The organism is Agromyces sp. NDB4Y10 (assembly GCF_001620055.1).
Classification (GTDB): domain Bacteria; phylum Actinomycetota; class Actinomycetes; order Actinomycetales; family Microbacteriaceae; genus Agromyces; species Agromyces indicus.
In genome coordinates this window covers 62,716-85,058 of record NZ_LQGY01000065.1, presented here as the reverse complement: position 1 = coordinate 85,058, position 22,343 = coordinate 62,716, and the positions used below count along the sequence as shown (strand labels likewise).

Here is a 22,343-nt window from a genome sequence, read left to right as displayed (position 1 = left end):
GAGACGGGCGGGCCGTCAGCCGCGCTGCGTGAGGACGATCGGGTCGCCGTCGGTCACCGCGATGGTGTGCTCGGAGTGCGCGCCGCGCGATCCGTCGGCGCTGCGCAGGGTCCACCCGTCGGGGTCGGTGAAGATGCGATCGGTGGTCTGCAGGAACCACGGCTCGATGGCGACCACGAGGCCCGGCTTCAGCGGGAGGCCTCGACCGGGGCGGCCGTTGTTCGGGATGTGCGGGTCGCCGTGCATGGTGCGCCCCACGCCGTGGCCGCCGAAGTCGGTGTTGATCGAGTAGCCCTCGGCCTTCGCGACGTCGGCGATCGCCCGCGAGATGTCGCCGATGCGGTTGCCCGGTCGCGCGGCGGCGATGCCGGCGTCGAGGGCTCGACGCGTGGTGTCGATGAGCCGCAGGTCCTCCTCCCGCGGCGTGCCGACGACGAACGAGATCGCCGAGTCGGCCACCCAGCCGTCGACGGATGCCGCGAAGTCGAGGGTCAGCAGGTCGCCGTCCTGCAGCGCGTAGTCGTGGGGGAGGCCGTGCAGGACGGCGTCGTTCACGGACGTGCAGATCACCTTGCCGAACGGGCTCGCGCCGAACGAGGGGTGGTAGTCGATGTAGCAGCTCGTCGCGCCCGCCGCGCGGATCATCTCGTGTGCGAGCGCGTCGAGCTCGAGCAGGTTCACGCCGGGCGCCGCGGCCTTCGACGTCGCCTCCAGCACGCTCGCGACGAATCGGCCGGCCGGCCGCATCTGCTCGATCTCCGCAGGGGTCCTCAGTTCGATCACGTCACCCATTCTGTCGGGTCCGCCCTGAGTGAACACCCGGCGACCGGTCGGGCGGGCGCGGGTACGCTGGCGGCATGCTGATCCGTCGCGCCTTCTACCGGTGGCAGTTCATCGCTGCGATCGTGCTCCCGGTCTGGCTGCTGATCGGCTACGCGATCTTCGGCTCGAGCGGTTGGGGCGTCATCGGCCTGATGTTCGCCGCACCGATCGCGTTCGTGTCGCTCGGGGTCGTCGCCCTCGTCATCGCCGCGCGGCCCGACGTGCGCCGGGCCAAGGCGGTCGACTGGGCGGATGTCGCGGTCCTCGGCGTCTGGCACCTGCTCATCATCGCCGCGGGCGTCTACGGACCGACGGGCATCACGTTCGCGATCCTCGCCATGGTCGGCGCCATCGCGGCCTTCTGGTACGCCGTCTGGCGGCTGCTCAGCGACGGGGCACGACGCGTGCGCGCCACGATGGAGGAGTACGAGCGCCTCGCGTCCTCGGGCCGCGCGCCCGGCGCGGGCATCCCCGGACAGGCCCGGACGCCGCGTGCCGAGGACGGCGGCGAGGTCATCGTGGTCCGCGAGGAGCGCTCGTGGGAGGAACGCCGCGACTGAGCGGTCGTCCGCCGACGCGCTCGCGCGCGGCATCCGTCGCCGGATTTTGGCCGTGGGCCCGCTGATCTGGCAGAATGGACGATTGTGCCGCCGCAGGACTCTGCCTCCGGGGAGCACGCACGGCGCGACCACGTTCGCGCGAGGCGGCACCAGACACTTCCATCCATGATCCGCGTTCGACCGGTGGCGGGCGCAGAGAGCGAACCATCATGCACATCCTCGACCACGTCGACGCCGCGAGCCTCCGCTCGGACATCCCCGACTTCCGCCCCGGCGACACCGTCAAGGTCCACGTCAACATCGTCGAAGGCAACCGCTCGCGCATCCAGGTCTTCCAGGGCGTCGTCATCGGCCGCCAGGGCGAGGGCGTCCGCGAGACCTTCACCGTCCGCAAGATCAGCTTCCAGGTCGGCGTCGAGCGCAAGTTCCCGGTCCACTCGCCGGTGATCGACCGCATCGAGGTCGTCACCCGCGGTGACGTCCGTCGCGCGAAGCTGTACTACCTGCGCGAGCTGCGCGGCAAGAAGGCCAAGATCAAGGAGAAGCGCGACAACTGATCGGCGTTCCGCCGGCGCACGCGTCATCCGCTCGAGCTCCCCGCCCCTAGACTGGGTCGGGGAGCTCGAGCCATTTCATGACTGAAGACACACGCACCACGCGCGACGAACGCGCCACCTCCGAGACGCCGTCGCGCCGTCGGAGCGTCCTGCTGTTCCTGCGCGACCTGCTCGTGATCTTCGTGGTCGCGGTCCTGGTCTCGTTCCTCATCAAGACGTTCCTCATCCGGTCCTTCTTCATCCCGTCGCAGTCGATGGAGCAGACCCTCGTGCAGGACGACCGGATCATCGTCAACCAGCTCGTGCCCGAGCTCGCGGCGATCGAACGCGGCGACGTCGTCGTGTTCAAGGACCCGGGCGGATGGCTGCCCGCCCGCGTCGAGGAGGAGCAGCCCCCGGTGGTCGCGGCCGTCGACTGGTTCCTCGCGTTCGTGGGGCTGTCGGCCCCCGACTCGAACGACCACCTCGTCAAGCGCGTCATCGGCCTGCCCGGCGACACCGTGGTGTGCTGCAACGCGCTCGGCCAGATGACCGTCAACGGCGTCCCGCTCGACGAGCCGTACGTCGCGCTGCCCCCCGGCGAGACGAAGGTCTCCCGCGACGACTTCGAGGTCGTCGTGCCCGAGGACTCCCTGTGGGTCATGGGCGACAACCGCTACAACTCCAAGGACTCCCGCTACAACACCGATACCCCGCTGAAGGGCTTCGTGCCGACCGACAACGTCGTCGGCCGGGCCGTGGTCGTCAGCTGGCCGATCTCGCACTGGACCTTCCTCGACAACTACCCCGAAGTGTTCGCCGGCGTCGACGAGGGAGCCGAGTGAGGTGAGCCCCGCGGGCGTGCCGTCGTTGCGGATCGAGCGCGAGCTGCTGGCCGGGGGAGCCCCCGTCGTCCTCGCGTGCGATGAGGTGGGGCGGGGCGCCCTGGCCGGGCCCGTCGCGGTCGGCATGGTCGTCATCGACGCCTCGGTGAAGCGGATGCCGGCGGGCCTGCGCGACTCGAAGCTCCTGCCCGAGCCGAAGCGGCAGCTGCTCGCACCCCGGGCCGCCTCGTGGGTGCTCGCCTCGGCGGTCGGCGAGGCCAGCGCCGAGGAGATCGACCGGCTCGGCATCATGGCGTGCCTCGGCCTCGCCGGAGCGCGGGCGTTCGCCGCGCTGGGCCTCGACCGCGGCCTCGTGGCGGGTGCGCCGCTGCTGCTCGACGGCAACTACGACTGGCTCAGCCAGTCCATCGAGCACCGCGCCCAGGTCATCACGCGGATCAAGGCCGACCGCGACTGCGCGTCGGTGTCGGCGGCATCCGTCATCGCCAAGGTGCACCGCGACACGGGGATGCGCCGCGCCCACGACGACACCCCGCTCTACCACTGGCACGAGAACAAGGGCTATTCGAGCCCGGCGCACTTCGCCGCGATCGCCGAGCACGGGCCCAGCGGCCTGCACCGGCGCACCTGGCTGCACGAGCGGCCGGCAGAAGCGGCGCCGTCGCTGTTCGACCTCGAAGTAGGATGATCAGCGATGGATGAGGACGAGTTCGAAGACTACGACCGTGAAGTGGAGCTCGCGCTCTACCGCGAATACCGCGACATCGTCTCGCAGTTCAAGTACGTGGTCGAGACCGAGCGTCGCTTCTACCTCGCGAACGAGGTCGAGCTGGTGCGCCGAGACACCGAGCACGACTTCTACTTCGAGCTGTCGATGAAGGACGTCTGGGTGTGGGACGTCTACCGGGCCGACCGGTTCGTGAAGTCGGTGCGCGTGCTGACCTTCAAGGACGTGAACGTCGAGGAACTGGCCACGCGCGAGTTCGAGCTGCCGAAGGACCTCGCGCTCGAGGAGTAGCCCGGAGCCGGTCCCTCGCCGCGAGCGGTCCTCCACAGGGCCCTGATCCGGCGGATCCTCCGCGCCGGGCGGCGATCGGCGCTCGGGGGTCCTCGCGGACCGCGACGCTGGGCGCATGGCCCACAACACGGAACTCGGTCGGCACGGCGAGCAGGTCGCCGCCGACCATCTCGAGGCGCGCGGCATGCGCGTCATCGACCGCAACTGGCGGTGCAGCCACGGCGAGCTCGACCTGGTGCTGCGCGACGGCGACGAGACGGTGTTCGTCGAGGTGAAGACCCGAGCCGGTGCCGGCTACGGTCACCCCTTCGAGGCGATCACCGCGCGCAAGCTCGCGCGACTCCGACGCCTCGCGCTCGCGTGGTGCGAGGCGAGTTCGACGCCCACCGGGCGGATCCGGATCGATGCCGTCGCGGTGTTCGCCCCGGCCGCCGCGCCCGCCGTCGTCGAGCACCTCGAGCGGATCGCCTGATGCCCGTCGCACGCACGCACGCCATCGCGCTCGTCGGACTCACCGGCTCGGTCGTCGAGGTCGAGGCCGACCTGTCCAGCCACCTGCCCGCGCTCGTCATCATCGGGCTGCCGGATGCCGCGCTCGGAGAGGCGCGCGAACGCGTCCGCTCGGCCGCGAGCAATGCCGGCTGCCAGCTGCCGCCGCGTCGCCTCACGGTGAACCTCTCGCCGGCGTCGCTGCCGAAGCACGGGTCGGGCTTCGACCTGGCCATCGCCCTCGCGTGCCTCGCCGCCGCCGGGACCATCTCGCGCGAATCGGTCGAGCGGTTCGTGCACCTCGGCGAGCTCGGCCTCGACGGTCGCCTGCGGCCGACGCACGGTATCCTCCCGGCGGTCCTCGCCGCGGCCCGCGCCGGGCACGACCGGGTCATGGTGCCGCTGGCGAACGCCGACGAGGCGCGACTCGTGCCCGGCGTCGAGATCGTGGCGGTCTCGTCCCTGCTCGAAGCCGCGGTGCGCCACGGCGGGGAGTTCGACCTGTCGGCCTGCGACGCCGACGAACCCGTGCGGCACGGTGGCGACACCGCCGACGTGTCCGCGCCGGGTCCCGCCGGCGGCGACCTCGCCGACGTCGTCGGCAATCCGGAGGCGGTCGAGGCGCTGCTCATCGCCGCGGCGGGCGGCCACCACCTGCTGATGGCCGGACCGCCGGGCGCCGGCAAGACGATGCTCGCCTCCCGGCTGCCGGGCATCCTGCCGGACCTGACGCCGGATGCCGCCCTCGAGGTGGCGTCGCTGCGCTCGCTCGCCGGCGAGCGCATCGGCGGCACGCTGTCCGTGCGGCCGCCGTTCGAGGCGCCGCACCACACCGCGAGCGCCGCGGCGATGGTCGGTGGCGGCAGCCGCGGCATCCGACCCGGCGCTGCCGCACGCGCGTCCCACGGGGTGCTCTTCCTCGACGAGGCGCCGGAGTTCCCCTCGTCCGTGCTCGATGCCCTGCGGCAACCGCTCGAGTCCGGCGAGATCACGATCCACCGGGCGAACGCCGTCGCGACGTTCCCCGCTCGGTTCCAGCTCGTGCTGGCCGCCAACCCCTGCCCGTGCGGCGGCGGTGAGCGCGTCGCCGACGCCTGCGCGTGTCCGCCGGCCACCAAGCGCCGGTACTTCGCGCGCATCTCGGGTCCGCTGCTCGATCGGGTCGACCTGCGGCTGGTGGTCAACCGGCTGACGCCCGCGATGCTCCGGATGGGTCCGGGCGACGACCTGGGCAGGTCGGTGACGACCACGGCGCAGGCGCGGGAACGGGTGCTGCGCGCGCAGGAGGCCGCCGCGCGTCGCTACGCCGGGACGCCGTGGCGCACCAACGCCCAGGTGCCCGGGCCGTGGCTGCGCGGCGAGGGCCGGATGCATCCCGGTGGCGTCGCCACCCGGGCACTCGACTTCGCGCTCGAACGCGGCGGGGTGACGATGCGCGGGTACGACCGGGTGCTCAAGGTCGCGTGGACCGTCGCGGACCTCGAGGGCGCAGCTCGTCCCGACGCGCAGCACGTCGGCCGGGCCCTCGGCCTCCGATCGGGGCTCGCCGCATGAGCGCGCTCGAGCGGACGGTGGACGCCTCGGCGGCCGAGCTCGCCGCCGTGCGGCCGGCCGGGTCCGACGTCGATCCCCGTGCGTGCGCCGCCGCCGCCACGCTGGGCTTCGTGTCCGAGCCGGGCGACGGCGTGCTCGGGCGCCTGGTCGCCGCGCTCGGAGCGATCCGGACGGCCGAGCTCCTGCTCGACGACCGGCCCGCGGCCGAGGTGACGGGTGAGGCGGGGGAGCACGGCGCCGCGGTGTCCGTCCACGAGGTCACGGCGGGCCTCCAGCGCTGGCGGCCGCGACGCGACCACGCCGCGTTCGCACGCGGGCTCGCGCAGGCCGCACGCGTCGGCGCGCGCCTCGTGCTGCCCGCCGATCCGGAGTGGCCGGACGGCGTGGACGACCTCGGCGTGCACGCCCCCCTGACGCTGTGGCTGCGCGGAGACGTGGCATCGCTCACCCGGCGGCCGTCCATCGCGCTCGTGGGGGCCCGCGCGGCGACGGGGTACGGCGAGCACGTCGCCGTCGAGGCGGCCGCGGGGCTCGTGGACCGCGGGTTCTGCATCGTCTCCGGAGGCGCGTACGGGATCGACGGCACCGCGCACCGCTCGGCGCTCGCGAGCGGCGGCACCACGGTCGCGTTCCTCGCCGGCGGCGTCGACCGCTTCTATCCCGTCGGTCACGAGGCGCTCCTGGCTCGCATCGCCGAGACCGGCGCCGTCGTGTCCGAGATGCCGTGCGGCGCGGCTCCCACGCGCTGGCGGTTCCTCCAGCGCAATCGGCTCATCGCCGCGGCGGCGCAGGCCACGGTCGTGCTCGAGGCGGGCATGCGCTCGGGATCGCTGAACACGGCGGGCCACGCCGCCGCGCTCGGGCGTCCCCTCGGAGCCATGCCGGGACCGGTGACCAGCCCGGCGTCCGCCGGGTGCCACCGGCTGCTGCGCGAGTTCGACGCGGTGTGCGTGACGGATGCCGCGCAGATGGCCGAACTCGTGGGCGCGGTCGGCTCGCCCGACGCCGCGGGACCTGAGGCGGGTTCCACCGCGCCGCGCGCGATCGAGCTGCTCACCTCCGACGAGCGGCGCGTGCTGGACGCCCTCGGCGTGCGTCGGGCGCGCACCGTCACCGAGCTCGCCACGCGCAGCGGCCTCGGCACGGGGGCGGTGCTCGGGGCGCTGGGGGCGCTCGACGCGACCGGGCTGGCCCGACGCGTCGACGACGGCTGGGTTCGCCTCCGCTCGGCGTGACGCGGTGCCGACCGCCGGGGGTGGTCCTAGGCTGGCGTCGGAGGCAGCGATGGACCATCCCCGATTCGGCAGGTACCCGGCGGCGCGACACGTGATCGCCCACCTGAGCGACACGCATTTCCTCGCCGGCGGCGCTCCGCTCGGCGGTCGGGCCGACACCGTGGCGCACCTCGATCGGGCGGCACGGCAGCTCGGTCGGCTCGCCGGCGAGCTCGACGCGATCCTCGTCACGGGCGACGTCACCGACCTCGGCGAGCCCGACGCCTACCACCGGATCCGGGACGTCCTCGAACCGCTCGCCGAGGCCACGGGCGCCCGGCTCGTCTGGGTCATGGGCAACCACGACGAACGCGCGCCGTTCTCCGAGATCCTCCTCCGCGAGCCGCATACCGGCGACGTGCCGGTGAATCGGGTGGTCGACCTCGACGGACTCCGGATCATCGCCCTCGACACGAGCGTGCCGGGCTATCACCACGGCGTACTCGAATCCGAGACGCTCGACTGGCTCGCCGATCGACTCCGCGAGCCCGCACCGTTCGGCACCGTGCTCGCGATGCACCACGCCCCGATCGCCACGCCGCTGGCCCTGATGGACGTGCTCGAGCTCCGCGGCCAGGACGCCCTCGCCGACGTGGTGCGGGGCACCGACGTCCGGCTGATCCTCGGCGGTCACCTGCACTATCCGACGCAGGGCACCTTCGCCGGGATCCCGGTCTCCGTGGCCGGGGCGCTCGCCTACACCATGGACCTCTCGGCCCCGCCGCTCGAACTCGTCGGCATCGACGGCGGGCACTCGTTCTCGCTCGTGCACCTCTTCGACGACGGAGCGGTGACCTCCGTCGTGCCGGTGGGCTCGTACGCGGAGATCACGAGCTTCGGCGAGCAGTTCGTCCGCGAACTCGAGGCGCTCGACGACGAGGGCCGGCTCGAGCGCTTCTCGCGGAAGCGCGGAAGCGCATCCAATGGCTGAACTCCGGTTCGACGCGGCCGTGGACGACTACCTCGCCCACGTCCGGCACGAGCGGGGCTACTCCGACCACACCATCGACGCCTACGCCTCCGACCTCGCCGACCTCGGCCGGTTCGCCGGCGAGCGCGGCATCGACGACGTGGACCGCGTCGACCTCGACCTGCTGCGGGACTGGCTGTGGGCCGCCACCGAGCGCGGTCTGGCTCGATCGACGATCGCCCGGCGGGCGGCATCCGCTCGTGGGCTCGGCGCCTGGCTCGAACGCACGGGCGCCGTGGCGGCCGACCCTGCGGCGAGGCTCCGCGCACCGCGCGCCAAGCGCACCCTCCCGCGGGTGGTCGCCGCGCCCGCGGTCACGACGCTCATCGAGGGACTGCAGTCGGCCGCCGTCGACGGCGACCCGGTGGCGGTGCGCGACCTCGCGATCGTCGAGCTGCTCTACGCCTGCGGGCTCCGAGTCTCGGAACTGGTCGGGCTGGACCTCGACGACGTCGACCGGGGCAACCGCACCGTGCGCGTCGTCGGAAAGGGCTCGAAGGAGCGCGTGGTGCCGTACGGAGCGCCGGCCGCCGCCGCGCTCGACCGGTACCTGGACCGCGCCCGCCCGGCGCTGCTCGTCTCCTTGGAAAATCGCGGCGGCACCGGCTCGACCGGCGGCCGGGCCGGCACCCGGCCGATGGGGCACCCCGTGTTCCTCGGGGTGCGCGGCGGGCGGCTGGGCGTTCGGGCCGTGCACCGACTGGTCGCGGGGCTCCTCGCCGACCTTCCCGGCTCCGGGCCCGCGGGACCCCACGCGTTCCGCCACAGCGCCGCGACGCACCTGCTCGACGGCGGCGCCGACCTCCGTGCGGTGCAGGAGTACCTCGGCCACGCGAGCCTGGGCACCACGCAGATCTACACGCACGTGTCGGCCGAGCGGCTCAAGCAGACCTACGCCACGGCCCACCCGCGGGCCTGATCACCCCGACAGCGGGAGGAGCACCGCGCGGGGGAGCCCGCCGAGGAACCACAGCGGGGACACGTACTCGCCGTGCACGCGGACGCCGAAGTGCACGCAGACCGCGTCGCAGTGCCCGCCCGTCGTCGTGACGCCGACGGCCTGGCCGGCGGCGACCCGATCGCCGACCGTGACCGACGCCTCGACCGGCTCGATCGCACTCACCACGCCGCCGCCGTGGTCGATCGAGAGCACGCCGCGCCCGGCGACGGGACCGGCGAACGCCACGACGCCGTCGGCTGCGGCGCGCACCCCCGTGCCGGGAACGGCGGCCAGGTCGATGCCGCGATGACCGGCCGCGTACGGGGTCGGCGGCGCGAGGAACGGGGCGATCATGCGGACCGGAGGTTCGAGCGGCCATTCCCAGCGCGCCGCTCCGGGGCCGGGCGACGATGACGGGGACGAGGGCGGGTCGCCCGCAGGCGGCCGCGCCGCGGCCGACCCGGTCGCCGCACCGGTCGCGACGACGAGGAGCGACGACACAAGGAAGAGTGCGAGCGCGCGGGGGAGCGGGGGCATGACGACGAGCGTCTCGCACGCGGCATCCGTTCGCCTCGACGACGTCGCGAGGCCCGTCGATCGGGCACCCGCAGGCGCCTGTGGAGGACCGGTCGGATCCCGCCCGCGTGATAGCATGTCCGGAGCGTCCCGCGCGTCGGGGCGACTACGCGTGCCCATTCGGCCACCGACTCCATTCAGTCCCGCTCGCAAGAGCCGGCGGAGCCGTGCCGGGCACCAGGGCTTCCGGCCGCCGGCCGGGGCGACAACTGAGAACAGAAGGAGTACGGCCATGGCCGTCGTCACCATTCGCCAGCTGCTCGACAGCGGCGTGCACTTCGGGCACCAGACCCGCCGTTGGAACCCCAAGATGAAGCGCTTCATCTTCACCGAGCGTTCCGGCATCTACATCATCGACCTGCAGCAGTCGCTCGCCTACATCGACAAGGCGTACGACTTCGTCAAGGAGACGGTCGCGCACGGCGGCACCATCCTCTTCGTCGGCACCAAGAAGCAGGCGCAGGAGTCCATCGCCGAGCAGGCCACCCGTGTCGGCCAGCCCTACGTGAACCAGCGCTGGCTCGGCGGCCTCCTCACGAACTTCACCACGGTCTCCAAGCGCCTCGCGCGCATGAAGGAGCTCGAGGAGCTCGACTTCGAGGGCACCACCTCGGGCTTCACCAAGAAGGAGCTGCTGCTCAAGAAGCGCGAGCTCGACAAGCTCCACAAGTCGCTCGGCGGCATCCGCAACCTCTCGAAGACGCCCTCGGCGCTCTGGGTCGTGGACACCAAGAAGGAGCACCTCGCGATCGACGAGGCCAAGAAGCTCGGCATCCCCGTCATCGGCATCCTCGACACCAACTGCGACCCCGACGAGGTCCAGTACCCGATCCCGGGCAACGACGACGCGATCCGCTCGGTGAGCCTGCTCACGCGCATCATCGCCGACGCCGCCGCCGAGGGCCTGATCCAGCGCCACCAGAAGCCCGAGGAGGGCCAGGAGGCCGAGCCGCTCGCCGAGTGGGAGCAGGAGCTCCTCCAGGCCGGCGCCGCCGAGACCCCCGCGCAGTCGTCGGCCGAGACCGAGCAGGTCGCCGGCACCGAGGCGGCCGCCGAGGCGGAGGCCGCCGAGGTCGTCGCCGAGGCGACCGAGGGCGAGTCGGCCGAGGCCGCGCCCGAGGCCGAGGCCGCACCGGCCGACGCCGAGTCCAAGTAAGACCACGAGTCCAGGAGACTGCCTGATATGGCCAACTTCACCCTCGAAGACGTCAAGAACCTGCGCGAGCGCCTCGGCACCGGCATGGTCGACACGAAGAACGCGCTCGTGGAGGCCGACGGTGACATCGAGAAGGCCGTCGAGATCCTCCGCCTGAAGGGCGCGAAGGGCAACGCGAAGCGTGCCGACCGCTCGACCGCCGAGGGCCTCGTCGCCGCCGTCGACAACGGCGACGGCACCGCCACCCTCATCGAGCTCGCCTGCGAGACCGACTTCGTCGCCAAGGGCGACAAGTTCGTCGCGCTCGCCGACCGCGTCCTCGCGGCCGTCGCCGCGGCACGCGCCGAGACCGTCGAGGCCGCCCTCGCCGCGCCGGCCGACGGCAAGACCGTCGCCGACGTGATCAGCGAGGAGGCCGCGATCCTCGGCGAGAAGGTCGAGCTGCGTCGTCTCCGCCTCGTCAAGGGCGAGAACTTCTCGATCTACCTGCACAAGACGTCGAAGGACCTGCCGCCGCAGGTCGGCGTGGTGCTCGGCTACGCCGGCTCCGACGCCGAGACCGCCCGCTCGGTCGCCCAGCACATCTCGTTCGCCGCTCCCGAGTACCTCACCCGTGAGGACGTCCCGGCCGAGGCCGTCGACAAGGAGCGCACGATCGTCGAGCAGATCACCCGCGAGGAGGGCAAGCCCGAGGCCGCCCTGCCGAAGATCGTCGAGGGTCGCCTCGGCGCCTACTTCAAGCAGGTCGCCCTGCTCGAGCAGGACTACGCCAAGGACAACAAGCTGTCCGTGGGCAAGGTCCTCTCGGACGCCGGCATCACCGTCTCCGACTTCGCCCGCTTCAAGGTCGGCGCGTAGGTCGTGACCTGGGAGCCCGGATCGCCTCGGCGATCCGGGCTCCTTTCCTGTGTCCGGCGTCGCCGCGCGGCGGCATCCGGGACACGGCTCGGACCGGCACTGCGCCGGGACCGGGCGAACCACTAGTTTTGACTCCCAAGGGGAAGGATCGGTCGCGGATGACGCAACGCAAGCGCAGGGTCATGCTCAAGCTGTCGGGTGAGGCGTTCGGCGCCGGCTCGCTCGGGGTGAACCCCGACGTGGTGAGCGCGATGGCACGCGAGATCGCGGATGCCGCACGCACGGTCGAGGTCGCGATCGTCGTCGGCGGCGGCAACTTCTTCCGGGGCGCCGAGCTCTCCGAGCGCGGCATGGACCGGGGCCGGGCCGACTACATGGGCATGCTCGGCACGGTCATGAACTCGCTCGCCCTCCAGGACTTCCTCGAGCAGGCCGGGGCGGAGACGCGCGTGCAGTCCGCGATCTCCATGACCCAGGTCGCCGAGCCGTACATCCCCCGGCGCGCCGAGCGCCACATGGAGAAGGGGCGCGTGGTCATCTTCGGCGCCGGCGCCGGCCTGCCCTACTTCTCGACCGACACCGTCGCCGCCCAGCGTGCGCTCGAGATCGATGCCGACGTGGTGCTCGTCGCGAAGAACGGCGTCGACGGCGTCTACTCCGACGACCCGCGCACGAACCCCGACGCGCACAAGATCGACCGGATCAGCTACCAGGAGGCGCTGCAGCGCGGGCTGAAGGTGGTCGACTCGACGGCGTTCAGCCTCTGCATGGACAACGGCATGCCGATGGTGGTCTTCGGGATGCAGCCCGCCGGCAACGTCACCAAGGCCATCCTCGGCGAGGAGATCGGCACCGTCGTGAGCAACGGCGAGCCGTCCGTCGCTCGATAGACTGACCCGAGCCCGAGAGAAGGAGTTCCCGTGATCGCGGATGTTCTGTCCGAAGCAAGTGCACGCATGCAGAAGGCCGTCGAGGTCGCGAAGGACGATTTCGCGTCCGTCCGGACCGGGCGCGCCAACCCGCAGCTCTTCCAGAAGATCATGGTGAGCTACTACGGCACGCCGACCCCGCTGTCGCAGCTGGCGTCGCTCAACAACCCCGAGGCGCGCACGCTCGTCGTGACGCCCTACGACAAGAGCGCGCTGAAGGACATCGAGCAGGCGATCCGCGACACGCCGAACCTCGGAGCGAATCCGAGCAACGACGGCAACATCATCCGGGTCACGCTGCCCGAGCTCACCGAGGAGCGTCGCAAGGAGTTCGTCAAGATCGTCCGGTCGAAGGCGGAGGATGCGCGCGTGTCGGTTCGCAACATCCGTCGCAAGACCAAGGACGACCTCGACTCGCTCAAGGGCGAGGTCGGCGACGACGAGGTGAACCGCGCCGAGAAGGAACTCGAGCACATCACCAAGTCGCACGTCGACCAGATCGACGAGGCGCTGAAGCGCAAGGAAGCCGAGCTTCTCGAGGTCTGAGGTCACCATGACAGGCGTCCCCGAGGGGGAGCGTTCGGACGCCGGCGACCACGAGCACTCGTCGCGGGCGGAGTTCCGCGCGCAGATGCACCAGCGGCGCGTCGAGCTCGAGCGGCAGCTCGAGGCGTCGCGTGCCCAGTTCGACCAGGCGCAGGAGCGCATCAACGCGCGTACCGGACGCAACCTGTTCCTCGCGGTCGGCATCGGCGTGGTGTTCGGCGGCACGCTGCTGCTCAGCCTGCTGGTGATCAAGGAGCTCTTCATGGTCTTCGCGGTCGTCGTGGCCGCGTTCTCCAGTTCCGAGCTCGCCTCCGCCCTGCGCAACGGCGGCTACCGGGTGCCGCGCGTGCCGACCGTCGCGGTCGCGATCGTCGCCGTCCCGGTGGCCTACTACGGCGGAGGTGCGGGCCAGCTCGCCGCCGTGCTCGGCGGCATGCTGCTCGTCGTCCTCTGGCGCATCGCCGAGCAGGCCTCGCCCGCCGTGCGCACCGCCTCGAACGGCCTCGTCCGCGATCTCGGGGCCGTGCTCCTCGTCCAGGCGTACGTGGTGTTCCTCGCGACGTTCACGGTCGTGCTGACGGCCGCCGAGGGCGGCCAGTGGTGGACCCTGGCGTTCATCATCATCGCCGTGGCGGCCGACACGGGGGCGTACGCGTCCGGGCTCATGTTCGGCCGGCACCCGATGGCGCCCGTGATCAGCCCGAAGAAGACCTGGGAGGGATTCGCCGGCGGCGCCCTCGCGAGCGTCGTGGCCGGCGTCATCCTCTCGATCTTCATGCTCGGGAACACCTGGTGGTTCGGGCTGATCTTCGGCGCGGCGATCTTCCTCACCGCGACCCTCGGCGACCTGGCCGAGTCCCTCATCAAGCGCGACCTCGGCATCAAGGACATGAGCTCGTGGCTGCCCGGGCACGGCGGCTTCCTCGACCGGCTCGACTCGATCCTCCCGTCGGCCGCCGTGGCCTTCGTGGCGTTCCGGGTGTTCGGTTGAGCGTGCGCGATACTGGTGCGGTGGATGCCACGTTCCCGCGCGCACGCAAGAACCAGCTCGGCTACAAGACGTCCGAGGTCGAGGAGTTCCTGCAGCGAGCCCGACGCGCCTACGACGGACGGCCGCTGCCCGACGACGCCCCGCTCGACTCCGAGCGGATCCGGCTCACCGCGTTCGGGATGCAGAAGGGCGGGTACTCGACCGCCCACGTCGACGCCGCCATGGAGCGCCTCGAGGACGCCTTCGCGTTCCAGGAGCGGCAGATCGCCTCGCGCCTGCACGGCGACGAGGCATGGCTCAGTGAAGCGCGCACGACCGCCCAGGTCGTCGCGAACCGCCTCGCCCGCCCCGAGGGGCAGCGATTCGACCGCGTCAGCCGTCTCGCGCTCGGGTACAACGTCCGCGAGGTCGACCGGTTCGCCGACCGCCTCACGCGCTACTTCCGGGACGGCTGGCCCATCGCGATCGACGACGTCCGCGGAGTCGTCTTCAGCGCGCAGCGCGGCGGATATCGGGAGTCGCAGGTCGACCTCGTGCTCGACGCGGTGGTCGACGTGATGCTCGCCGTCCGGTGACGCGCGATCGTTTCGCCGAGCGGCCCCGGCTCCGTTACACTCATCGAATCGTGGGCAGGCATTCGGGTGAGCACGGCGGGACGCCGATCGAAGTCGACGTCGAGCATCGATCCACCAGCACCGCCCCGAGCGTTCCGCGCCGGTCCGTCACGGCGGATGCCGCACCCTCCCGCATCGCGACCCACGGGGCGCGATCACGCGTGACGAGCCCGGCCAAGCAGGCCGCGACGGTGGTGTTCGCGTTCCTCGCCTCGGTCGGGTTCCTCATGGTCAACGTCGTCGACCCGTACTCGGGCGCCACCGCCTCGGCGTCCTACGAGCCCGTCGACCGGTTCGGCGGCCAGCAGGCGCAGGAGATCGACGTCGACGGCGACTACGCGGTCGCCGTCGCCTCGGAGGGCTACCTCGTCGAGAAGTACGTCGAACCGGAGCCCGAGCCGGAACCCGACCCCTCCTCAGCGGGCTGGGCGCCGCCGGCCGTCGTGCCCGATCCCGGATCGGCCCAGGCGTACGCGGCGGGCGCCGTCGCCGCTCGCGGCTGGGGCGGCGGCGAGTTCGACTGCCTCGTCGCGCTCTGGAACAAGGAGTCCGGCTGGCGCGTGAACGCCATGAACCCGTCGAGCGGCGCATACGGCATCCCGCAGGCGTTGCCGGGTTCGAAGATGGCCACCGCCGGTGCCGACTGGGCGACCAACGCCGCGACGCAGATCGAGTGGGGCCTCGGCTACATCAGCGGCCGGTACGGCACGCCCTGCGGCGCATGGGCCCACTCGCAGAGCGTCGGCTGGTACTGACCCGGGCGCACCGCCGGGGCGACCATAGACTTGGACGATGGCCCGATCGAACCGTTCCCGCGGCCGTGCCGCGCGAGCGCGCGAGCCGCACCCGGAACTCGACGTCGAGCGGCTCACGGCCGGCTGGCGGCGCACGGAGGTGCGTTCGGGCCGGGAATGGAACGTGCAGCCCGTGACGGAGGCGCAGGCCGTCAAGGCGTACGTCTGCCCCGGCTGCGGCCTCGACGTCGAACCGGGCACCGCCCACCTGGTCGCCTGGCGCGCCGACGGCGTCCTCGGCGACGCCGCCGACCTCGCCTCGAGGCGGCACTGGCACACCCACTGCTGGAGGATCGGACCGAAGTGAACGACCAGTCCATGACCGAGATCCGCGCCGGAGTCGAACTTCCGGCGCGCCGCGAGGAGATCGAGCTGCGCACGCCCGACGGGCTCCGGCTGGTGGGGGAGCTGGCCACGCCGCTCGACCGGCAGCCGGTCGCGACGCTCGTCACCCTCCACCCGCTCCCGACCGCCGGCGGCTTCATGGACTCGCACGTGCTGCGCAAGGCGGCAGCTCGGCTGCCCGCCCTCGCGGACCTGGCGGTGCTGCGGTTCAACACCCGCGGAACCTCGTCGCCGCGAGGGACGAGCGAGGGCGAGTTCGGCGAAGGCGTCACCGAACGCGACGACGTCGCTGCGGCGATGCGGTTCGTCCAAGAGCGTGGACTGCCCCGACCGTGGCTCGTTGGGTGGTCGTTCGGCACCGAGCTCGCGCTGAAGTACGGCCTCGAGCACGGCATCGCCGGCGCCATCCTGCTGTCGCCGCCGCTGCACCGCACGAGCGACGCCGAGCTCGGGCGATGGAAGGACTCGGGGGTGCCGCTGGTGGCGTTGATCCCGGAGCACGACGACTACCTGAAGCCCGCCGAGGCCGCCGAGCGATTCGCCGAGCTCCCGCACCTCACGCGCATCGACGTCGCCGGCGGCAAGCACCTGTGGGTGGGGGAGTCGCAGACGCGTCGCGTCCTCGAGGAGATCGTCCGCGCGGTGAACCCCGCAGCGCTGCCGTTGCCCACCGAGTGGCCCGCGGCATCCGTCACCGACGCGCGGAGCTGACCGGCGCGCCGTGCCGCGCCCTCGCGGTCAGCGCTCGTTCTGGCGGGGGATCACCACCTGCTTGATGATGAGCAGGATGGCCGCCGCGGTCGGGATCGCGACGAGGGCGCCGAGGATGCCGAGCAGCGCCCCGCCCGCCAGAGCGGCGACCACCACAAGGGCGCCCGGCACGCGGACCGCACGGCTCATGATGCGCGGCGCGAGCACGTACGCCTCGATCTGCATGTAGACGAGGTAGTAGATCGCCGCGACGAGCGCCGTGAGCGGCGATCCGACGCCCGGGATCAGGCAGGCCAGCACGATGATGATCGAGCCCGTGAGCGTGCCGACGAGCGGCACCAGCGAGAACAGGAAGGCGACGAAGGCGAGGACCGCCGGGAAGGGCGCCTGGATGATGGAGAGGAAGGCGAAGCTCAGCACGCCGTTGACCGCGGCGAGCGAGACCTGTCCGATGACGTAGCGGCCGACCGACTGGGTGATCTGCTCGGTGAGGTCGGCGAAGCGCGCGCGTCGGCTGGCCGGGACCAACTGGTAGGTGGCGCGCTTCATCGCATCGAGCGACGCGGTGAAGTACACCGTGAGCACGGCGACGACGATCACCGCGAACACGCCGCTGCCGATCGCGAGCGCCACCTGCCATACGCCACCCAGCAGTTCGCTGAGCTTGTCGGGGTTGGTGAAGAAGTCGGTGAGCGCGGCGGCGGCCTGCTCGCTGATCTCGTCGATCTTGAGGAGCGGGAACTGCTCCTGCAGCCACTCGATCCAGTCGACGCGGTTCAGTTGCGCGATGATCACGGGGATCAGCGCGATGAGCTCGCCGACCTGCTCGACGATGATCGGGATCACCGTCAGCAGCAGCGCCGCCACGAGCGCGGCCACGCCGAGGACCACCAGCAGGATCGCGGCCCAACGGGGAAGCCCTCGGCGCTCGAGCCCGCTGATCGCGGGCTCGAGGCCGAGGGCGAGGAAGAGGGCGACGCCCACGTACGTGAGGATCGTCGACAGGCTCGCGACCGCCGACAGGATCAGCAGGCCCGCGCCGACACCCAGGGTGCCGACGAGGGCCAGCCTGAACGCGTTCTGGATCCTCACCGACGCGCCCCGTCCGTCGTCCGCGCTACTTCTTGTTCGCGACCTGCTCGGCCTGCGTCAGCACGCCGCGGAGGCTCTCGAAGTAGCCGGCGACGGCGTCGCGCTCGATCTTGATCTGGGCCAGTCGGTCCTCCGCGTCGGAGACGAGGGCGCGCGTCCGCTCCTCGGCGTCGGAGATGAGCTTGCGGGCCTGGGCGTGCGCGGCGGCCACGCGCTCGCGCGCCTCCTCGTCGGCCTTCTCGCGGGCTGCGGCGATCTCGGCACGCACCTCGGTCTCGAGCCGGTCGGCCTCCGCCCGGGCCTCGTTCGTCCGGGCGACCGCCTCGGCGAGCTCGGTGTTCGCGTCGTCGAGGAACTTCTTGGTCTGCTCCGACGCCTCCTGCTGCGCGGTGAGCAGCTCCTGCTCGGCCTCGTCGCGCTTGGTCGCGAGCTCCGAGTCGAGGTCCATGCGCGCGCGCTCGATCTCGCGTCGCATCCGGTTGACCTCGTGCGTGGTCTTCTTGCGCAGGGAGGTGAGCTGGTTGTCGAGGTCGATGCGCGCCTGCTCGGCCTCCGCCTCGAAGTCGGCGCGGGCCTGCTCCTGCTCGAGGGCGAGGTCGGCGCGCATCTGCTCGAGCTCGGCGGCGTGCTTGGCGCGGATGCGGTCGAGTTCGTGCTGCAGCTTGAGCTGCGCCGTCTCGGACTCGCGCTCGAGGTCGACCTTGGTCTGCTCGCGCTCCTGCGCGAGCTTGGCGCGCTCCGCCTCGAGCTCGCGCGCCAGGTCGGTGCGGGCCTGCTCGAGCTCGTGCTCGAGCGTCGCGCGGCGCTCCTCGACCTCGGCCTCGACGGCGGCGCGCGCCTCGGCGGACTCCCGCTCGAGGTCGATCCGCGCCTGCTCGGTCTCGCGGGCGAGGTCGATGCGCGCCTGCTCGGTCTCCTTGGCGAGCTCGGCCCGCTTCTGGTCGAGCTCGACGGCGACCTCGGCGCGGGTCTGCTCGGTCTCCTCCTGGAGGCCGGCGGCCGCGGCGCGCGCCTCGTTCGCCTCGGTGTTGGCGGCGACGAGCATCTCGGCGGCCTTGCGCTCCGCCTCGGCGACGAGCGCTGCGGCCTCGCGCTTGGCGATCGCGCGCGCCTCGGCGGCCTCGGTGCTCGCAGCGCCGCGGATCGCGGCCGCGTCGCGGTTGGCGTCGTCGCGGAACTGCTCGCTCGCCTCCTGCGCGCGGGCGACCATGTCGTCGGCCTCGGCGCGGGCGTTCTCGAGCAGGCGGTTGGCCTGGGCGCGCGCCTCCGAGAGGGTGCGCTCGGCGAGTTCGTGCGCGTCGGAGCGCATGAGGTGCGCCTCGTCCTCCGCGGCGCGGCGGAGCTTCTCGGCGTCGATGTCGGCCTGCGCGATGAGGCGCGTCGACTGCTCCTCAGCGACCCGGAGGGTGTTCTCGAGCTTGGTTCCGAGCCCGGAGAAGGTGGGGCTGCCGACCTCCTCGAGCTCGGCGGTCAGCTCCTCGATCCGCGCGTTGAGGCGCTTGTTCTCCTTCTGGACGTCGGCCGACGCGTTGTTCGCCGCGATGATCTCGCGCCGGAGCGCGTTGATGCTGCGGTCGACCTCATCCTTGTCGTATCCGCGGAATACCTGCGTGAACTCGGTCTCTTCGACGGCCAATTCTTCCTCCGGGGTCCGTGTCCCGCGTAGTGGGGGATTGTGGGGGCGCGGGTCGCCTCCGATCATACGGCGCGCGGGTGCGCCGTGGCGCGGGGTTTCGCCTCGCGACGTCCAGACTCCCGTTAGGAGACTCCCAGACTGCGCCGCTAGGCTTGGGTGTCTTTGTCGGATGCCGCTTCAGTGCGGCCTGGAGGTAACTGCGTGCGATTCGTTCTCGCGATCCTGGCGTTCGCCGCCGCCGCCGTCATGGTCGGTTTCGGCATCGCCCAACGGACCGTCTTCCTCGATCCGGACAAGGTGACCCTCGGGACCGTCGTCGACAACCAGGCGGAGTACATCGTGCTGCAGCCCGAGGCGCTCGCCGCCCACGAGGGCAAGCAGACGATCACGGTCTCGGGCGGCGACACCGTCTTCCTCTCGTACGGCCGCACGGCCGACGTCGTCTCCTGGATCGGCGAGGAGCCCTACGTCAGCGTCGGGTACGACGCCGAGGCGGGCGACTTCACCAGCGAGGTCGTCGTCGCCGAGCCCGTCGACGACACGAACGCGACGCCGCCCGCCGAGGAGCCCGTGGAGCCGACGGCCGAGGCCGAGGCTGAGGACGCCGAGCCGGTGATCGTTCCTGCGGGCAGCGACCTCTGGCTGGACGAGTTCACCGGCGACCGCACCGTCACGACGACGGTCGACGTGCCCGAGGGCATCGCCGTGCTGCTCGCCTCGAGCGAGGGCGAGCCGGCACCCGGGCGCATCTCGGTCACCTGGCCGCTCGACAACGCCACGCCGTGGGCCGGTCCGCTCATCGCCGGTGGCGCGTTCCTGTTCCTCGTGGGGGCCGGACTCGTCATCTGGGGCGTCGTCGGCCACCGCCGGTCGCGCGGGCCGCGCCGCAACCTGCCGAAGGGGCCGAAGGGCAAGCTGATGCGGGCGCCGCGTCCCTCTCGCGCGTCCCGGGGCCTGCCGTCCGGTTCGAGCGGCCACCGTTCGCTCGGACAGGCCCGCCGCATCGCGCTGCTGCCCGTACTGCTCGTGCCGGCACTGGCCCTCTCCGCGTGCTCGGCCGACTACTGGCCCGACCTCTCGGCCGCACCCGAGACGACCGCGGCGACGACCCCGCCGGCGACCCCGGGCGAGGGCGACGGCGGCGAGGCGTCGGACGACCGGCCCGCGGTGACGCCCGCCGTGACCGTGCCCCAGATGGAGCGCATCATGCGCCGGGTGGCGGTCTTCACGACGGAGGTCGATGAGTCGCGCGACGCCGAGCGCCTCACCGAGCGGTTCACGGGCCCGGCCCTCGAGGCCCGGCAGGCGAACTACAAGATCCGCGGCGTGAACGCCGACCACCCGAAGCTCCCCGCGATCCCGGCCGCGCCCCTCACGCTGACGCTGCCCCAGCAGGCCTCGGGATGGCCGCGCACGGTCCTCACGATCGCGCAGAACAGCGACGATGAGACGGTCGCGCCCACGGCGCTCGTGCTCCAGCAGGAGACGCCCCGCGACAACTACAAGATCCTCTACGCGACGGCGCTCGTCCCCGACGCCGACGTGCCCGAGGTCGCGCCGGCCTCGATCGGCGCCCCGCCGATCAACCCCGAGTTCAAGGGCCTGGTGATGCCCACGGGCCAGGTCGCGACGGCCTACGCCGACGTGCTGCTGAAGGGCTCGGAGTCCGAGTTCGCCGAGTTCTTCGACACGGCGAACGATCCGATCCTGGCCCAGCTCGGCCCGGAGGGGCAGCAGGCGATCGCCGCGGACCTCCCCGAGACCGCGGACATCGCGTTCAGCAATGCGGTCGGCGACAGCCCGACGGTCGCGCTCGCGACGAACGACTCGGGCGCCCTCGTGACCGTCTCGCTCACGCAGACCGAGAAGGTCACGCCGAACGACGGCGGAACGATCGGCTTCGAGGCCGGTGCGCCGGGAGCGGCGCTCTCCGGCTTCGACGAGAAGAGCGCCAAGGGCGTGCAGCGCGAGATCGGCATCCAGTTGATGTTCTACGTCCCCGCGATCGGATCGGATGAGCAGATCCGCCTGCTCGGCTGGTCCGAGAGCCTGATCGGAGCCTCGGAGGTCCCGTGACGAACGCCGTCCCCCCGCAGCTGCCCGCGAACCTGCGTGGTGCGGTCGACCTGTCGTCGCTCGTGCACCGCGACGAGCGACGGGCGACGGATGCCGCGCGCGGAGCCTCCGCGCCGGCCCCGTCCGGCGATCGCGTGGTCGTCGCGACCGACGACCAGTCGTTCGGCCAGGTGCTCGAGCTCTCCCGCAGCGTGCCGGTCGTCGTCGTGCTGTGGGCGTCGTGGAGCGAGCAGTCGACGCAGCTCGTGCCGTCGCTCGAGCGGCTCGTGACGGCCCGTGGCGGTCGCCTCGTCCTCGCGGCGGCCGACGCCGATCGCAGCCCCCAGCTCGTTCAGGCCCTGCAGGCCCAGGCCGTCCCGACGGTCGTCGCGCTCGTGGGCGGCCAGCCCGTGCCGCTCTTCCAGGGGGTCCAGCCCGACGAGGTCATCGACGACGTGTTCGACCAGCTCCTGGAGCTCGGCGCGCAGCACGGCGTGACCGGGCGGGTGCCGATGGGCGACGGTGAAGACGAGGAGGCCACGAGCGAGGAGCCCGTCGAGCCGCCGCTGCCGCCGCTGCACCAGGAGGCCTTCGAGGCGATCTCGCGCGGCGATTACGACGCCGCGGTCGCCGCCTACACGACCGCCATCGCCCAGGACCCGCGCGACGAGCTCGCGGTCGCGGGACTCGCGCAGGCCAAGCTCCTCCGCCGTCTTCAGGGCAAGACGCTCGACGAGATCCGCAACCGTGCGGCCGCCACCCCCGGCGACCTCGAGGCCCAGCTCGACGTGGCCGACCTCGACCTGTCCGGCGGACACGTCGACGATGCGTTCGCGCGACTGCTGGACCTGTTCCCGACGCTCGACGCGGCGGGCAAGGACGCGGTGCGCGAGCGGCTGCTCGAGCTGTTCCAGGTGGTCGGCGTCGAGGACCCGCGCGTGGGCGCGGCCCGTCGCCGCCTGGCGATGCTGCTGTACTAGCGGTCCCGGTACGCCGCTACCGGTACGCGGCCGGCTCCGCCGGGCGACGCGA

General features: G+C 72.2%; 25 protein-coding genes. 21 read left to right on the top strand and 4 right to left on the bottom strand.

Annotation, left to right across the window (positions count from 1 at the left end):
* Nucleotides 1-15: 15 nt before the first annotated feature.
* Nucleotides 16-783, bottom strand: a complete 768-nt coding sequence (gene map, locus AVP42_RS15200) for a type I methionyl aminopeptidase (protein WP_067950521.1) — start codon at nucleotides 781-783, stop codon at nucleotides 16-18.
* Between the two features lie 74 nt (nucleotides 784-857).
* On the opposite strand from map, the gene AVP42_RS15195 reads away from it, so the two are divergent.
* The 10 genes from AVP42_RS15195 to AVP42_RS15150 all read left to right on the top strand — a co-directional run bounded on the left by AVP42_RS15195 (nucleotide 858) and on the right by AVP42_RS15150 (nucleotide 8,987).
* Entirely contained in the window at nucleotides 858-1,382 is a 525-nt protein-coding gene (locus tag AVP42_RS15195) for a hypothetical protein (RefSeq protein WP_067950519.1), read from the top strand.
* A gap of 209 nt (nucleotides 1,383-1,591) precedes the next feature.
* Nucleotides 1,592-1,939, top strand: coding sequence for a 50S ribosomal protein L19 (rplS, locus tag AVP42_RS15190; RefSeq protein ID WP_067950517.1), 348 nt, complete (start codon nucleotides 1,592-1,594; stop codon nucleotides 1,937-1,939).
* 77 nt (nucleotides 1,940-2,016) lie between these two features.
* Entirely contained in the window at nucleotides 2,017-2,763 is a 747-nt protein-coding gene (gene lepB, locus AVP42_RS15185; protein WP_067950515.1) for a signal peptidase I, read from the top strand.
* Between the two features lies 1 nt (nucleotide 2,764).
* Entirely contained in the window at nucleotides 2,765-3,451 is a 687-nt protein-coding gene (locus AVP42_RS15180; protein WP_082847331.1) for a ribonuclease HII, read from the top strand.
* Between the two features lie 6 nt (nucleotides 3,452-3,457).
* Entirely contained in the window at nucleotides 3,458-3,781 is a 324-nt protein-coding gene (locus tag AVP42_RS15175) for a DUF2469 family protein (protein WP_067950513.1), read from the top strand.
* A gap of 115 nt (nucleotides 3,782-3,896) precedes the next feature.
* On the top strand, nucleotides 3,897-4,253 hold the full coding sequence (locus AVP42_RS15170; protein ID WP_067950511.1) for a YraN family protein: 357 nt from the start codon (nucleotides 3,897-3,899) through the stop codon (nucleotides 4,251-4,253).
* Complete coding sequence (locus AVP42_RS15165; RefSeq protein ID WP_067950509.1) at nucleotides 4,253-5,824, top strand: YifB family Mg chelatase-like AAA ATPase; 1,572 nt, start codon at nucleotides 4,253-4,255, stop codon at nucleotides 5,822-5,824. The genes AVP42_RS15170 and AVP42_RS15165 overlap by 1 nt, the downstream gene beginning before the upstream one ends.
* Nucleotides 5,821-7,059, top strand: coding sequence for a DNA-processing protein DprA (gene dprA, locus AVP42_RS15160; RefSeq protein WP_067950507.1), 1,239 nt, complete (start codon nucleotides 5,821-5,823; stop codon nucleotides 7,057-7,059). The genes AVP42_RS15165 and dprA overlap by 4 nt, the downstream gene beginning before the upstream one ends.
* Before the next feature lie 49 nt (nucleotides 7,060-7,108).
* Nucleotides 7,109-8,029 (top strand): phosphodiesterase, encoded by a 921-nt coding sequence (locus AVP42_RS15155; protein WP_067950505.1) that lies wholly within the window; start codon nucleotides 7,109-7,111, stop codon nucleotides 8,027-8,029.
* Entirely contained in the window at nucleotides 8,022-8,987 is a 966-nt protein-coding gene (locus AVP42_RS15150; protein WP_067950503.1) for a tyrosine recombinase XerC, read from the top strand. Before AVP42_RS15155 ends, AVP42_RS15150 begins: the two co-directional genes overlap by 8 nt.
* Here the strand turns inward: AVP42_RS15150 and AVP42_RS16790 are convergent, their stop codons facing one another.
* Nucleotides 8,988-9,545 carry a murein hydrolase activator EnvC gene (locus AVP42_RS16790; protein WP_067950501.1) on the bottom strand — a complete coding sequence of 186 codons (558 nt, stop codon included), beginning with the start codon at nucleotides 9,543-9,545 and terminating at the stop codon, nucleotides 8,988-8,990.
* Nucleotides 9,546-9,816: 271 nt separating this feature from the next.
* Between AVP42_RS16790 and rpsB the strand changes: the two genes are divergently transcribed.
* From rpsB to AVP42_RS15100, 9 genes are all read left to right on the top strand, one after another.
* The gene (gene rpsB / locus AVP42_RS15140; RefSeq protein ID WP_067950499.1) at nucleotides 9,817-10,740 is read left to right on the top strand and encodes a 30S ribosomal protein S2; all 924 of its coding nucleotides are present in this window, start codon (nucleotides 9,817-9,819) and stop codon (nucleotides 10,738-10,740) included.
* Nucleotides 10,741-10,767: 27 nt separating this feature from the next.
* Complete coding sequence (tsf, locus tag AVP42_RS15135) at nucleotides 10,768-11,598, top strand: translation elongation factor Ts (protein ID WP_067950497.1); 831 nt, start codon at nucleotides 10,768-10,770, stop codon at nucleotides 11,596-11,598.
* A gap of 158 nt (nucleotides 11,599-11,756) precedes the next feature.
* Nucleotides 11,757-12,488 (top strand): UMP kinase, encoded by a 732-nt coding sequence (gene pyrH / locus AVP42_RS15130; RefSeq protein ID WP_067950495.1) that lies wholly within the window; start codon nucleotides 11,757-11,759, stop codon nucleotides 12,486-12,488.
* A 30-nt stretch (nucleotides 12,489-12,518) separates the two neighbouring features.
* Nucleotides 12,519-13,073 (top strand): ribosome recycling factor, encoded by a 555-nt coding sequence (gene frr / locus AVP42_RS15125; RefSeq protein ID WP_067950493.1) that lies wholly within the window; start codon nucleotides 12,519-12,521, stop codon nucleotides 13,071-13,073.
* Nucleotides 13,074-13,080: 7 nt separating this feature from the next.
* Nucleotides 13,081-14,064, top strand: a complete 984-nt coding sequence (locus tag AVP42_RS15120; RefSeq protein ID WP_231878657.1) for a phosphatidate cytidylyltransferase — start codon at nucleotides 13,081-13,083, stop codon at nucleotides 14,062-14,064.
* Between the two features lie 20 nt (nucleotides 14,065-14,084).
* The gene (locus tag AVP42_RS15115; RefSeq protein ID WP_067950491.1) at nucleotides 14,085-14,639 is read left to right on the top strand and encodes a DivIVA domain-containing protein; all 555 of its coding nucleotides are present in this window, start codon (nucleotides 14,085-14,087) and stop codon (nucleotides 14,637-14,639) included.
* Between the two features lie 50 nt (nucleotides 14,640-14,689).
* A complete protein-coding gene (locus AVP42_RS15110) occupies nucleotides 14,690-15,433 on the top strand; it encodes a lytic transglycosylase domain-containing protein (RefSeq protein WP_231878656.1) in 744 nt (247 codons plus the stop codon).
* A gap of 37 nt (nucleotides 15,434-15,470) precedes the next feature.
* On the top strand, nucleotides 15,471-15,779 hold the full coding sequence (locus AVP42_RS15105) for a hypothetical protein (protein WP_067950489.1): 309 nt from the start codon (nucleotides 15,471-15,473) through the stop codon (nucleotides 15,777-15,779).
* An 11-nt stretch (nucleotides 15,780-15,790) separates the two neighbouring features.
* Entirely contained in the window at nucleotides 15,791-16,528 is a 738-nt protein-coding gene (locus AVP42_RS15100; RefSeq protein WP_067950576.1) for an alpha/beta hydrolase, read from the top strand.
* Nucleotides 16,529-16,555: 27 nt separating this feature from the next.
* Here AVP42_RS15100 and AVP42_RS15095 read toward each other — a convergent pair whose 3' ends face one another.
* Nucleotides 16,556-17,620, bottom strand: coding sequence for an AI-2E family transporter (locus AVP42_RS15095; protein ID WP_067950487.1), 1,065 nt, complete (start codon nucleotides 17,618-17,620; stop codon nucleotides 16,556-16,558).
* A 25-nt stretch (nucleotides 17,621-17,645) separates the two neighbouring features.
* Nucleotides 17,646-19,256, bottom strand: coding sequence for a DivIVA domain-containing protein (locus tag AVP42_RS15090; RefSeq protein ID WP_067950485.1), 1,611 nt, complete (start codon nucleotides 19,254-19,256; stop codon nucleotides 17,646-17,648).
* A gap of 201 nt (nucleotides 19,257-19,457) precedes the next feature.
* On the opposite strand from AVP42_RS15090, the gene AVP42_RS15085 reads away from it, so the two are divergent.
* Together AVP42_RS15085 and AVP42_RS15080 are read left to right on the top strand one after the other, a co-directional pair.
* The gene (locus tag AVP42_RS15085; RefSeq protein ID WP_067950483.1) at nucleotides 19,458-21,332 is read left to right on the top strand and encodes a hypothetical protein; all 1,875 of its coding nucleotides are present in this window, start codon (nucleotides 19,458-19,460) and stop codon (nucleotides 21,330-21,332) included.
* On the top strand, nucleotides 21,329-22,291 hold the full coding sequence (locus AVP42_RS15080; protein ID WP_067950481.1) for a tetratricopeptide repeat protein: 963 nt from the start codon (nucleotides 21,329-21,331) through the stop codon (nucleotides 22,289-22,291). The genes AVP42_RS15085 and AVP42_RS15080 overlap by 4 nt, the downstream gene beginning before the upstream one ends.
* The last annotated feature ends 52 nt before the right edge of the window (nucleotides 22,292-22,343 follow it).

Bases quoted from the DNA above. Each gene is read 5' to 3' on its own strand.
- AVP42_RS15195 (WP_067950519.1), top strand. From the start codon at position 858: ATGCTGATCCGTCGCGCCTTCTACCGGTGGCAGTTCATCGCTGCGATC.
- rplS (WP_067950517.1), top strand. From the start codon at position 1,592: ATGCACATCCTCGACCACGTCGACGCCGCGAGCCTCCGCTCGGACATC.
- lepB (WP_067950515.1), top strand. From the start codon at position 2,017: ATGACTGAAGACACACGCACCACGCGCGACGAACGCGCCACCTCCGAG.
- AVP42_RS15175 (WP_067950513.1), top strand. From the start codon at position 3,458: ATGGATGAGGACGAGTTCGAAGACTACGACCGTGAAGTGGAGCTCGCG.
- AVP42_RS15170 (WP_067950511.1), top strand. From the start codon at position 3,897: ATGGCCCACAACACGGAACTCGGTCGGCACGGCGAGCAGGTCGCCGCC.
- AVP42_RS15165 (WP_067950509.1), top strand. From the start codon at position 4,253: ATGCCCGTCGCACGCACGCACGCCATCGCGCTCGTCGGACTCACCGGC.
- dprA (WP_067950507.1), top strand. From the start codon at position 5,821: ATGAGCGCGCTCGAGCGGACGGTGGACGCCTCGGCGGCCGAGCTCGCC.
- AVP42_RS15155 (WP_067950505.1), top strand. From the start codon at position 7,109: ATGGACCATCCCCGATTCGGCAGGTACCCGGCGGCGCGACACGTGATC.
- AVP42_RS15150 (WP_067950503.1), top strand. From the start codon at position 8,022: ATGGCTGAACTCCGGTTCGACGCGGCCGTGGACGACTACCTCGCCCAC.
- AVP42_RS16790 (WP_067950501.1), bottom strand. From the start codon at position 9,545: ATGCCCCCGCTCCCCCGCGCGCTCGCACTCTTCCTTGTGTCGTCGCTC.
- rpsB (WP_067950499.1), top strand. From the start codon at position 9,817: ATGGCCGTCGTCACCATTCGCCAGCTGCTCGACAGCGGCGTGCACTTC.
- tsf (WP_067950497.1), top strand. From the start codon at position 10,768: ATGGCCAACTTCACCCTCGAAGACGTCAAGAACCTGCGCGAGCGCCTC.
- pyrH (WP_067950495.1), top strand. From the start codon at position 11,757: ATGACGCAACGCAAGCGCAGGGTCATGCTCAAGCTGTCGGGTGAGGCG.
- AVP42_RS15120 (WP_231878657.1), top strand. From the start codon at position 13,081: ATGACAGGCGTCCCCGAGGGGGAGCGTTCGGACGCCGGCGACCACGAG.
- AVP42_RS15105 (WP_067950489.1), top strand. From the start codon at position 15,471: ATGGCCCGATCGAACCGTTCCCGCGGCCGTGCCGCGCGAGCGCGCGAG.
- AVP42_RS15100 (WP_067950576.1), top strand. From the start codon at position 15,791: ATGACCGAGATCCGCGCCGGAGTCGAACTTCCGGCGCGCCGCGAGGAG.